At 62.3% G+C, this 11,620-nt stretch carries 9 protein-coding genes; 8 read left to right on the forward strand and 1 reads right to left on the reverse strand.

Annotated features, from left to right (window positions below):
- The first annotated feature begins 144 nt into the window (after window positions 1–144).
- The 8 genes from PSFL_RS01355 to PSFL_RS01390 all read left to right on the forward strand — a co-directional run bounded on the left by PSFL_RS01355 (window position 145) and on the right by PSFL_RS01390 (window position 10,015).
- Entirely contained in the window at window positions 145–777 is a 633-nt protein-coding gene (locus PSFL_RS01355; RefSeq protein WP_169961389.1) for a TRAP transporter small permease, read from the forward strand.
- On the forward strand, window positions 777–2,057 hold the full coding sequence (gene dctM / locus PSFL_RS01360) for a C4-dicarboxylate TRAP transporter large permease protein DctM (protein WP_057439643.1): 1,281 nt from the start codon (window positions 777–779) through the stop codon (window positions 2,055–2,057). Before PSFL_RS01355 ends, dctM begins: the two co-directional genes overlap by 1 nt.
- Window positions 2,058–2,167: 110 nt before the next feature.
- Window positions 2,168–4,348 (forward strand): transcriptional regulator NosR, encoded by a 2,181-nt coding sequence (gene nosR / locus PSFL_RS01365; RefSeq protein ID WP_397469574.1) that lies wholly within the window; start codon window positions 2,168–2,170, stop codon window positions 4,346–4,348.
- Window positions 4,349–4,386: 38 nt separating this feature from the next.
- Entirely contained in the window at window positions 4,387–6,309 is a 1,923-nt protein-coding gene (nosZ, locus tag PSFL_RS01370; RefSeq protein WP_397469575.1) for a TAT-dependent nitrous-oxide reductase, read from the forward strand.
- 190 nt (window positions 6,310–6,499) lie between these two features.
- Entirely contained in the window at window positions 6,500–7,747 is a 1,248-nt protein-coding gene (locus tag PSFL_RS01375) for a nitrous oxide reductase family maturation protein NosD (RefSeq protein WP_186625865.1), read from the forward strand.
- Window positions 7,747–8,658 carry an ABC transporter ATP-binding protein gene (locus PSFL_RS01380; protein ID WP_397469661.1) on the forward strand — a complete coding sequence of 304 codons (912 nt, stop codon included), beginning with the start codon at window positions 7,747–7,749 and terminating at the stop codon, window positions 8,656–8,658. The genes PSFL_RS01375 and PSFL_RS01380 overlap by 1 nt, the downstream gene beginning before the upstream one ends.
- Entirely contained in the window at window positions 8,655–9,485 is an 831-nt protein-coding gene (locus PSFL_RS01385) for an ABC transporter permease (protein ID WP_057439640.1), read from the forward strand. The genes PSFL_RS01380 and PSFL_RS01385 overlap by 4 nt, the downstream gene beginning before the upstream one ends.
- A complete protein-coding gene (locus tag PSFL_RS01390; protein ID WP_397469576.1) occupies window positions 9,482–10,015 on the forward strand; it encodes a nitrous oxide reductase accessory protein NosL in 534 nt (177 codons plus the stop codon). Before PSFL_RS01385 ends, PSFL_RS01390 begins: the two co-directional genes overlap by 4 nt.
- A 205-nt stretch (window positions 10,016–10,220) precedes the next feature.
- Here PSFL_RS01390 and PSFL_RS01395 read toward each other — a convergent pair whose 3' ends face one another.
- Window positions 10,221–11,507, reverse strand: coding sequence for an MFS transporter (locus PSFL_RS01395; RefSeq protein WP_057439638.1), 1,287 nt, complete (start codon window positions 11,505–11,507; stop codon window positions 10,221–10,223).
- Window positions 11,508–11,620: the final 113 nt, after the last annotated feature.

Here is an 11,620-nt window from a genome sequence, read left to right on the forward strand (position 1 = left end):
ATGGGGGAGCGGGCTTGCCCGCGAAGACGTCGGCCCGGCAAACATTGATGTTGACTGACCCACTGCTTTTGCGAGCAAGCCCGCTCCCACATTTTGACCCGGTTACCACCCCGACCACTCATCTCTGCTTCGTGAGGTTTTGCCATGCAATCCCTAAGGCGCGTCTGGGAGCACCTGGAGGAAGGTTTTATCGCCTTCCTGCTGGCCGCCATGACCCTGGTGACGTTTGTCTACGTCATGCTCAACAACATCTACACCCTGTTTTTTGCCCTGGCTGACAAGTGGGCCTGGAGCAGCGGTTTTTTCAACGCCCTGGGTGACGGCACCATGACCTGGGCCCAGGACATGACCTGGAGCGTCGCGCTGACCAAGGCGATGTTCGGCTGGCTGATTTTCTTCGGGATTTCCTATGGCGTGCGCACCGCCGGCCACCTGGGGGTGGATGCCCTGGTACGCCTGACGCCACGCCGGGTCCAGCGCCTGCTGGGGATGCTCGCGTGTCTGTGCTGCCTGGCCTACGCCGGGTTGTTCATGGTGGCCAGCTACAAGTGGGTGAGTGCGGTGCTGACGGCCGGGATCGGGGCTGAAGACCTCGACCATTTCGGTCTTGAGGTCGGGCATATCGCGCTGATCGTGCCGATCGGCTTCGCCCTGGTGCTGATCCGCTACCTGGAAATTTTCTACCGCCTGTTCACCCACCGCCAGGTCGGGTTGGGGCTGGCCGATGAAGCCGGTGAAGCCAGCAAGTTGGCCGGCAGCCATAAGGAGCGTGACTGATGGCCATTCTCTGTCTGTTTTTGCTGCTGTTGGTGTTTATGTTTCTCGGCGTGCCCATCGCTATTTCCCTGGGGTTGTCGGGGGCGATGTCGATCCTGATGTTCAGCCAGGACTCGTTAAGCTCCCTGGCGATCAAGCTGTTTGAAACCAGTGACGCCTACACCTTCCTGGCGATTCCGTTCTTCCTGCTGTCGGGGGCGTTCATGACCACCGGCGGCGTGGCGCAACGCTTGATCGACTTCGCCAACGCCTGTGTCGGCCATATCCGTGGCGGCCTGGCGATTGCTGCGGTGCTGGCGTGCATGCTGTTTGCTGCGCTGTCGGGTTCATCGCCGGCGACGGTGGCGGCGGTGGGGTCGATTGCCGTGGCCGGTATGGTGCGCTCCGGTTACCCCAAGGAGTTTGGCGCGGGGATCATCTGTAATGCCGGGACCCTTGGCATCCTGATTCCGCCCTCCATCGTGATGGTGGTGTATTCGGCGGCGACGGAAACCTCGGTGGGCAAGCTGTTTATGGCGGGGGTGATCCCCGGCTTGCTGCTGGGCCTGATGCTGATGATCGCGATCTACATCGTGGCGCGGATCAAAAAGCTGCCGGCACAACCCCGGGCGACCTTTGCCCAGTGGCTGGGCTGCGCGCGCCGTGCGTTCTGGGGCCTGTTGCTGCTGGTGATCATCCTCGGCGGTATCTACAGCGGCATGTTCACCCCCACTGAAGCCGCAGCGGTGGCGGCGGTGTACTCGGCGTTTGTCGCGCTGTTTGTGTACAAGGACATGCGCTTGAGGGATTGCCCCAAGGTGCTGCTGGAGTCTGGGCGCCTGTCGATCATGCTGATGTTCATCATCGCCAACGCCATGCTGTTTGCCCATGTGTTGACCACCGAACAGATCCCGCAGGAAATCACGGCCTGGGTCATTTCCGAAGGGCTGACGCCGATTGGCTTCTTGCTGATGGTCAACGTGGTGCTGTTGATTGCCGGCAGCTTTATGGAGCCCTCGGCCATTGTGCTGATCCTGGCGCCGATCTTCTTCCCGATCGCGATGAAGCTGGGCATCGACCCGATTCACCTGGGGATTGTGATGGTGGTGAACATGGAAATCGGCCTGGTGCATCCGCCCGTTGGGTTGAACCTGTTTGTGACCTCGGCGGTGACCGGCCTGACCCTGGGCCAGACGATCCGCGCGGCGATGCCATGGTTGATGATCCTCCTGGCGTTCCTGATCCTGGTGACGTACGTGCCGTTTATCTCACTGGCGCTGCCGCAGTGGTTGGGTATGTAGCCAGCGCCCAAACGCCGCACCGCCCCCAGACTTGATTTCAATCAAGGGCTCACTGGCCAGCTGCCACCTACCATCGACTTCATATTCCGGCCGTTGAAGTCAGTGAGCCCATGAACCGCACCAAGCCCTCGACCCTCGCTACACTGGCCGCAAGTCCCGTCACCTGGTTGGTTGTCCTGGTGCTGCTGTTCAGCCTGGCCGGCCCGGCCCAGGCCAAGTCCTACGGCGCGATTGAACAACAGCGCATCGACAAGATCTTCCCGCAGACCGACGCCATTTCCGCCGCCGAAGGCAAGTTCAAGGTGCGCACGCTGTCGGCCAACGGCGCGGTCATCGGCTATGTGTTCCAGAGCCTGGACGTGGTGGATATCCCGGCGTACTCCGGCAAACCGATCAACACCCAGGTGATCCTCGACCCGGCCGGGGTGATCCGTGATGCCTATGTGCTGGAGCACCACGAGCCGATTCTGTTGATCGGCATTCCCGAGGCCAAGCTGCATGACTTCACCGCCCGCTATAGCGGGATCAACGTCAAGCAACGGGTGGTGGTGGGGCACTCCAGCGACAGCCAGGCGGTGACCGTGGATGCGGTGGCCGGCGCTACTGTCACGGCCATGGTGGTCAATGAGGTGATCATGCGCGCCGCCCACGAAGTGGCGGTGTCGCTCAAGCTGATCAAGGACAAGGCCAGTACCGCGCAGAAAGTCGCGCTGGTGCGCGCTGACCTGTTCGAGCCGGCCAACTGGGCGCAGTTGACCGGCAACGGCGCGGTGCGCCGCCTGCACCTGACGCGCGGGCAAGTGGACGCGGCCTTCAAGGGCACCGAGGCCGAAGGCGTGGAAGTGGCGGGGCCGGGGCAGGTCGACGAGACCTTTATTGACCTGTATGTGGCCGATCTCAACGCGCCAACCATCGGCCGCAACCTGTTGGGCGACGCGCAATACCGGGTGCTGATGCAGGGCCTCAAGCCCGGCGAGCAGGCCATTGCGGTGCTGGGGCGTGGGTTGTTTTCGTTCAAGGGCTCGGGCTACGTGCGCGGCGGGATTTTTGATCGGGTGCAATTGCGCCAGTTCGGCAATGTCATCAGCTTCCGCGATATGGACCACCAGCGCCTGTATGACGTGTTCGCCGAGGGCATGCCCGAGTTCGACGAGATGTCGGTGTTTATCGTGCGCCCCCAGGCCGGGTTCGACCCTGGCTCGGCCTGGACCCTGGAACTGCTGGTACGGCGCCAGACCGGCCCGGTCAGCGGCACCTTCAGCAGTTTTGAATTGCCCTACCAGATGCCCGAGGCGTATCTGGAGCGCCCGTTGCCGACTGCCGCCGAGCAGGCTGCCATCGACGAAGCGAATCGGCCGATGTGGCTGACGATCTGGTACCAGAAACACGTGCAGATCCTGATCCTGGGCGCAGCCCTGGTACTGCTGACGGTGATTCTGTTTTTGCAGGACAGCCTGGCCCGGCGCCCGCGCCTGTTGCATTGGGTACGCCGTGGCTACCTGCTGTTTACCGTGGTGTTTATCGGCTGGTACGCCCTGGGGCAGCTGTCGGTGGTCAATGTGCTGACCTTTGTGCATGCGCTGTTCCAGCAGTTCCGCTGGGAGCTGTTCCTCACCGACCCGCTGATCTTCATGCTCTGGGTATTCACCGCCGCCAGCATCCTGCTGTGGGGCCGAGGTGTGTTCTGCGGCTGGTTGTGCCCGTTCGGGGCGCTGCAGGAGTTGATCAACGAGGCGGCGCGCAGGCTCAAGGTACGCCAGTTCGAGCTGCCGTTTGCCGTGCATGAGCGGGTGTGGGCGATCAAGTATTTGATCCTGCTGGGGCTGTTTGGCTTGTCTCTGGAGTCGATGGCCACCGCCGAGCGGTTTGCCGAAGTGGAGCCGTTCAAGACCGCCATCACCCTGCATTTCGACCGCCAGTGGTGGTTCGTGCTGTACGCGGTGGCGCTGCTGGTGATCAACCTGTTCACGCGCAAAGTCTACTGCCGCTACATCTGCCCGCTGGGCGCCGCGCTGGCGATCCCCAGCAAGTTCAGGCTGTTCGACTGGCTCAAACGGCGCAAAGAGTGTGGCGATCCGTGCCAGTTGTGCGCCAAGGAATGCGAGATCCAGGCAATTCATCCCGACGGCCATATCAACGCCAATGAATGCCACTACTGCCTGGATTGCCAGATGACTTGGCACAACGACCACAAATGCCCGCCACTGATCAACCAGCGCAAGAAACGCAACAAGGCCGCACCCGTCACTGGGCAATTGATCCCGGTGGTGCAGGTGGCGGTGCCTGAATGACGGCCTTGGGCACTCACTTTTCCCATCTGGAGCACATCATGAACGACAGCGAATCGAAAAAAGCCGGGGCCACCCCGCAACCTGAAGGCATGAGCCGGCGTGGCTTCCTTGGCTCCGGCGCAGTCACCGGCGCGGTGCTGGCAGGGGCCTCGGCCCTCGGCGGTACGGTGTTTACCCGCGAGTCCTTTGCGGCGGCGGCCAAAGAAGCCAAGTCGAAGATCCATGTGGGCCCAGGGGAGCTGGATCAGTACTACGGTTTCTGGAGCGGCGGCCACCAGGGTGAGGTGCGGGTACTCGGTGTGCCGTCGATGCGTGAATTGATGCGTATCCCGGTGTTCAACGTCGATTCCGCCACCGGCTGGGGCCTCACCAACGAGAGCAAGCGCATCCTGGGCGAGGGCGCCAAGTACCAGAACGGCGATTGCCATCACCCGCACCTGTCCACCACCGATGGCCGCTACGACGGCAAATACCTGTTCATCAACGACAAGGCCAACACCCGCGTGGCGCGGATCCGCCTGGACATCATGAAGTGCGACAAGATCGTCACCGTGCCCAACGCCCAGGCGATCCACGGCCTGCGCCTGCAAAAAGTGCCGTACACCAAGTACGTGTTCTGCAACGCCGAGTTCATCATCCCGCACCCCAATGACGGCCACACCTTCGACCTGCAGGACAAGAACAGCTTCACCATGTTCAACGCGATCGACGCCGAGAAGATGGAAATGGCCTTCCAGGTCATCGTTGACGGCAACCTCGACAACGCCGACATGGACTACACCGGCAAATACGCGGCGGCCACCTGCTACAACTCGGAGAAAGCCTCCGACCTGGGCGGCATGATGCGCAACGAGCGCGACTGGGTGGTGGTGTTCAACATCCCGCGCATCGAGGCGGCGATCAAGGCTGGCAAGTTCATCAACCTCGACGGCGTCAAGGTGCCGGTGGTGGACGGGCGCAAGGGCGATGATGGCAAGGACAGCGAATTCACCCGCTATATCCCGGTGCCGAAGAACCCCCACGGCTGCAACACCTCGCCGGACGGCAAGTACTTTATCGCCAACGGCAAGCTGTCGCCGACCTGCACCATCATTGCCATCGACAAGCTCGACGACCTGTTCAGCGACAAGATCAAAGACCCGCGCGGCGTGGTGGTCGGCGAGCCGGAACTGGGCCTGGGCCCGCTGCACACCACTTACGATGGCCGGGGCTTTGCCTACACCACGCTGTTTATCGACAGCCAGGTGGTCAAGTGGAACATCGCCGAAGCCATCCGCGCCTACGGCGGCGAGAAGGTCAACTACATCAAGCAGAAGCTCGATGTGCACTACCAACCCGGCCACAACCATGCCTCGCTCACCGAGACCCGGGATGCCGACGGCCAATGGCTGGTGGTCCTGAGCAAATTCTCCAAGGACCGCTTCCTGCCGACCGGCCCGCTGCACCCGGAAAACGACCAGTTGATCGACATCTCGGGCGATGAAATGAAACTGGTCCACGACGGCCCGACCTTCGCCGAACCCCACGACTGTGTGATGGCGCGGCGCGACCAGATCAAGACCAAGAAAATCTGGGAACGCAACGACCCCTTCTTCGCCGAAACCGTGGCCATTGCGGCCAAGGACGGGATCAAGCTGGAGACCGATAACAAGGTGATCCGCGACGGCAAGAAAGTGCGGGTGTACATGACGTCCATGGCGCCGACCTATGGCCTGACGGAGTTCACCGTCAAGCATGGCGATGAGGTCACCGTGACCATCACCAACATCGACCAGATCGAGGACGTGACCCACGGCTTTGTCATGACCAACCATGGCGTGAGCATGGAAATCAGCCCGCAGCAGACCTCTTCCATCACCTTCATTGCCGATAAACCGGGGCTGCATTGGTACTACTGCAGCTGGTTCTGCCATGCGCTGCATATGGAGATGGTGGGGCGGATGTTGGTCGAGCGGGCTTAACGGCGAGCACCAACCAATGTGGGAGCGGGCTTGCCCGCGATAGCGGCGGTTCAGCCACTGTTTTTGGTGGCTGGTACACCGCCATCGCAGGCAAGCCAGCTCTCACACCAGATCTGTGTCGCTCCACAGATTGGGCTTTGATCAAAAGGAAGACTCCGTGGCTCGACCCCGCACGTTATGGACCGGGTGTGTGTGGCTGCTATTTTCGGCCGCCGCCGGCGCTGCTGTACTGCCCATTACCGACCTGCCTTTGGTCGCCGCAGGCCCGCAGCACTGGCGCCTGCCTGCCGGTGACTACCAGGGCTCCTTCAGCATCGACCAACCCCTGCAATTGACCTGCGAACCCGGTGCGGTGATCCACAGCCAGGGCCTGGGCAATGGCTTGCTGATCAACGCTGCCGACGTCACCGTCGAGGGCTGTACCTTCCTCGACTGGGGCCATGACCTTACCGCGATGAACGCCGCCATCTTCATCCAGCCCAAGGCCCACGGCGCCCTGATCAAGAACAACCGCCTGCGCGGCCAGGGTTTTGGCGTGTGGGTCGATGGCACGGCGGATGTGAGCGTGATCGACAACCAGATCCAGGGCGACCCGACCATGCGCTCCCAGGACCGGGGCAATGGCATCCACCTCTACGCAGTCAAAGGCGCGCGGGTGATCGGCAACCAGGTGCGCGATGCCCGCGATGGCATCTACATCGACACCTCCAATGGCAACCTGCTGCAAGGCAACACCCTGGAAGACCTGCGCTACGGCATCCACTACATGTTCGCCAACGACAACCAGGTGCTCGGCAATATTACTCGCCGCACCCGCACCGGCTATGCGCTGATGCAAAGCCGCAAGCTGACGGTGATCGGCAATCGCTCCGAGGAGGATCAGAACTACGGGATCCTGATGAACTACATCACCTATTCCACCTTGCGCGACAACGTGGTCAACGACGTGCGCGACGGCACAACCGGCGACACCATGATCACCGGGGCCGAAGGCAAGGCGCTGTTTATTTACAACTCACTGTTCAACAGCATCGAACACAACCACTTCGGGCGCAGCGCGGTGGGCATTCACCTCACGGCCGGCTCCGAAGACAACCGGATTGCCAACAATGCCTTTGTCGGCAACCAGCGCCAGGTCAAGTACGTGGCCACCCGCTTGCAGGAATGGTCGGCAGAAGGCCGCGGCAATTACTGGAGCGACTACCTGGGCTGGGACCGCAATAACGACGGCCTCGGGGATGTGGCCTACGAGCCCAACGATAACGTCGACCGCCTGCTGTGGTTGTATCCCCAGGTGCGCCTGTTGATGAACAGCCCCGGCATCGAGTTGCTGCGCTGGGTGCAGCGGGCGTTTCCGGTGATCAAGTCGCCGGGGGTGATGGACAGCCATCCGCTGATGCAAGACCCCACGCTTTCTCTGCTCAAGGAGCCTGCATGATGCCCGTTGTCGAAATCGAAGGCGTGACCCAGCGTTATGGGCACGCCACTGTGCTGCACGACTTGAGCCTGAGCCTGGCGCCCGGGGAAGTGCTGGGCCTGTTCGGCCATAACGGCGCGGGCAAGACCACCAGCATGAAACTGATCCTCGGCTTGTTGCAGGCAAGTAGTGGTCAGGTGCGGGTGTTCGGTCGCGCGCCCAGCGACCCTCATGTGCGGCAGATGCTCGGCTACTTGCCGGAAAACGTCACGTTCTACCCGCAACTCAGCGGCCTGGAAACCTTGCAGCATTTCGCCCGGCTCAAGGGCGCGCCGATGAGCCAGGTCCAGACCCTGCTCGAAGACGTCGGCCTGACGGTGGCGGCACGGCGGCGGGTCAAGACCTATTCCAAGGGCATGCGCCAGCGCCTCGGCCTGGCCCAGGCCCTGCTTGGCGAGCCGCGCCTGCTGCTGCTCGACGAGCCCACCGTGGGCCTCGACCCGATTGCCACCCAGGACCTGTATCGCTTGCTCGACCGCCTGCGCGGGCAGGGCACAAGCATCATTCTCTGCTCCCATGTGTTGCCCGGTGTGGAGGCCCATATCAACCGCGCCGCCATCTTGACCCAGGGCCGTCTGCTGGCCCTCGGCACCCTGGCGGCGTTGCGCGAAGAGGCCGGGCTGCCCACCCTGATCCGCAGCAGCGGCCTGCAACGTGCGGCGCACTTGCAAAAACGCTGGAGCGAGGCTGGCCACGTGACCCAGCGCTGGGGCGCGGAAGGGCTGCAAGTGGCGGCGTTCAATGGCAATAAATTGGACCTGCTGCGCCAGTTGCTCGACCAGGACAGCCCCAGCGATGTGGAAATTGTCGTGCCGTCCCTGGAAGACCTGTATCGCCATTACATGGACAGCCCTGTGGAGCGTGCCCAATGACGCCGATCTGGAACATGGCCCGCAAAGAATTCAGCGATGGCCTGCGCAACCGTTGGTTATTGGCCATCAGCCTGCTGTTTGCGGTGCTGGCCATCGGCATTGCCTGGCTCGGGGCCGCGGCGTCCGGGCAACTGGGCTTTACCTCGATCCCGGCAACCATCGCCAGCCTGGCCAGCCTGGCAACCTTCCTGATGCCGTTGATTGCGCTGCTGCTGGCCTATGACGCGATTGTCGGCGAGGACGAAAGCGGCACCTTGCTGCTATTGCTCACCTATCCCCTGGGGCGTGGGCAGATCCTGCTCGGCAAGTTTGTCGGGCATGGGTTGATCCTGGCACTGGCGACCTTTATCGGATTCGGCTGCGCCATGCTCGCCATCGCGCTGCTGGTGGATGACGTCGAGTTCAGCCTGCTGCTCTGGGCCTTTGGCCGCTTCATGCTGACCTCGACCTTGCTCGGCTGGGGCTTTTTGGGGCTGGCGTATGTGTTGAGCAGCGTCTCGGCGGAGAAATCCACGGCGGCTGGGTTGGCCCTGGGGGTGTGGTTCTTTTTTGTGTTGGTCTTCGACCTGGCGTTGCTGGCGCTGCTGGTGCTCAGCGAAGGCCAGTTCAGCCCGACGCTGCTGCCCTGGCTGTTGCTGTTCAACCCGGCGGATGTGTACCGCCTGATCAACCTGTCGGGTTTCGATGCCGGCCCCGCGTCCATGGGCGTGATGGCCCTGGGCGCAGACCTGGCGGTGCCGGAGGCGGCGTTATGGCTGTGCCTGGCGGCGTGGGTCGCCGGGCCATTGGCCTGGGCCTACTGGCTGTTCGGCCGGCGCGCGGCATGAATTTTTTATCGGTGGAGCATGTAAGCATGAAGATGGGGTTGGTTTTACTGTTGAGCCTGCTGTTGGTCGGTTGTGACAAACCGGTGGCGGCGGGGGGAGGTGACGGGCCGGTGGCGTTCCATCCGGCTGATGAGTGCCATGTGTGTGGCATGGTGATCAGCGAGTTCCCGGGGCCCAAGGGCGAGGTGGTGGAGCAGGGCGCGGCGAAGAAGTTTTGCTCTACGGCAGAAATGCTCGGCTGGTGGTTGCAGCCGGAAAACCATCATGCCCAGTCCAAGCTGTATGTGCATGACATGGGGCGCAGCCATTGGGATACCCCGGACGATGCCCATCTGATCGACGCCAAGACCGCCTACTACGTGCTCGGCACCGGGCTCAAGGGCGCCATGGGCGTGGTGCTGGCCTCGTTTGCCGAGCAGGCGGAGGCGCAGAAAATCGCGGCCGATACCGGCGGGCGGGTGCTGCGTTTCGAGGAGATTGACCTGGCACTGTTGCAGCAGCCGAGTAGCATGGGCCATAGCGGTCATTGAGCCCCCTGTGGGAGCGGGTTTGCCCTAATGCCGATCAGTTGAGCGAACGCAATGCTCAAAGCAGTGAAGATCAAATGTGGGAGCGGGCTTGTCGGATCGCCGCATCGCCGCGAAGACGTCGGCCCAGCAAGCATTGATGTTGACTGACCCACTGCTTTCGCGAGCAAGCCCGCTCCCACAGGGGTATGTAGCTTCGTGCTCGCTCCTAGCGGTTGACCAATTTCGCCGGCAACGCAATCACCAGCAAACAACTGAGCAGCAAGCTGGCGGCAAAGAACCACATGGCTCCAGCGCTGCTGCCGGTGATATCTATCGCCAGGCCCATCAACGAGTTACTGACCAGCCCGGCGATATTCGCCAGGGAGCAGGCCAGGGCAAAGCCGGTGGCCGCCGCGGTGCCGGTGAGGAAGGTCGCCGGCAGGCTGAAAAACACCGGTACGGCGCCGAGGATCGCTGCCGAGGCCACGGCAAACAGGGCCACGGTGGCGACCACGTTATGGGTGAAGAACGTGCTGCCGGCCATGGCCACGGCACCCACCACAAACGGCACGATAATGTGCCAACGGCGCTCGCGGTGTTTGTCGGAGCTGGCGCCGATCAGCAGCATGCCGGCCAGCGCGGCCACACTGGGCAGGGCGGTGAGCAGGCCGATATGGAAGGTGTCGCTGATCCCCGCGTTGCGGATCAGGGTCGGCATCCAGAAACCCATGGCGTAGGCACTGAGCAGGATCGAAAAGTCGATCCCGCCAAGCATCCACACCTTGAGGTTGAAGAATCCTTCGCGAAAACGCCGTGGGCTTTGACTGGCCTGGCTGTCATCGGCCTGCAACTGCTGTTGCAGCAGGGTCTTTTCGGCGGCTGACAACCATTTGGCCTGGTGATAGGTATTGGGCAACGCCCAGAACGCCAATACCCCCAACAGCACGCTGGGCAGGGCTTCAAGCAGGAACAGCCACTGCCAGCCGCGCAGGCCACCGATCTGGTCGAAGTGGCCCATGATCCAGCCGGACAACGGCCCGCCAATCACACTGGACAGCGGCAGGCCGATCATGAACAGCGCAATCACCCGGCCCCGGCGATGGGTGGGGAACCAGGTGGTCAGGTAATACAACACCCCCGGCAGGAACCCGGCTTCGGCGACGCCCAGCAAAAACCGCAGCACATAGAACTGCGTGGTGGAGGTGACCAGCAACGTGCAAGCCGACAGCAGGCCCCAGGTGATCATGATGCGCGCAATCCAGATCCGCGCGCCGACGCGCTCCAGGATCAGGTTGCTGGGTACTTCAAACAGGATATAGCCGACAAAAAACAGGCCGGCGCCCAGGCCGAATGCGGTTTCGCTGAACTGCAGCTGGTCTTGCATCTGCAACTTGGCAAAACCGATGTTGATGCGGTCCAGGTAGGCAGCCAGGTAGCAGAAGCACAGGAACGGGATCAGCTTCCAGGTGATCTTGTGGTACAGCGCATGAATCGGGTCGGCGACCGTGGGCATCGGTGTGTCTCAGGGTAATGAGGAGGGCGGGGCGAATATAGCATTCCGTCACCGACACGCTCTGTCTGAAACGCGCCACCTGACTGGGGTTGCCGTGCGAAAGAAGCTACGTT

It is taken from the genome of Pseudomonas sp. DD1 (genome assembly GCF_044510355.1).
Classification (GTDB): domain Bacteria; phylum Pseudomonadota; class Gammaproteobacteria; order Pseudomonadales; family Pseudomonadaceae; genus Aquipseudomonas; species Aquipseudomonas shahriarae.

What these genes read in the sequence shown, in the direction of transcription:
- PSFL_RS01355 (WP_169961389.1), top strand. Translation starts at nt 145, where the DNA reads ATGCAATCCCTAAGGCGCGTCTGGGAGCACCTGGAGGAAGGTTTTATC.
- dctM (WP_057439643.1), top strand. Translation starts at nt 777, where the DNA reads ATGGCCATTCTCTGTCTGTTTTTGCTGCTGTTGGTGTTTATGTTTCTC.
- nosR (WP_397469574.1), top strand. Translation starts at nt 2,168, where the DNA reads ATGAACCGCACCAAGCCCTCGACCCTCGCTACACTGGCCGCAAGTCCC.
- nosZ (WP_397469575.1), top strand. Translation starts at nt 4,387, where the DNA reads ATGAACGACAGCGAATCGAAAAAAGCCGGGGCCACCCCGCAACCTGAA.
- PSFL_RS01380 (WP_397469661.1), top strand. Translation starts at nt 7,747, where the DNA reads ATGCCCGTTGTCGAAATCGAAGGCGTGACCCAGCGTTATGGGCACGCC.
- PSFL_RS01385 (WP_057439640.1), top strand. Translation starts at nt 8,655, where the DNA reads ATGACGCCGATCTGGAACATGGCCCGCAAAGAATTCAGCGATGGCCTG.
- PSFL_RS01390 (WP_397469576.1), top strand. Translation starts at nt 9,482, where the DNA reads ATGAATTTTTTATCGGTGGAGCATGTAAGCATGAAGATGGGGTTGGTT.
- PSFL_RS01395 (WP_057439638.1), bottom strand. Translation starts at nt 11,507, where the DNA reads ATGCCCACGGTCGCCGACCCGATTCATGCGCTGTACCACAAGATCACC.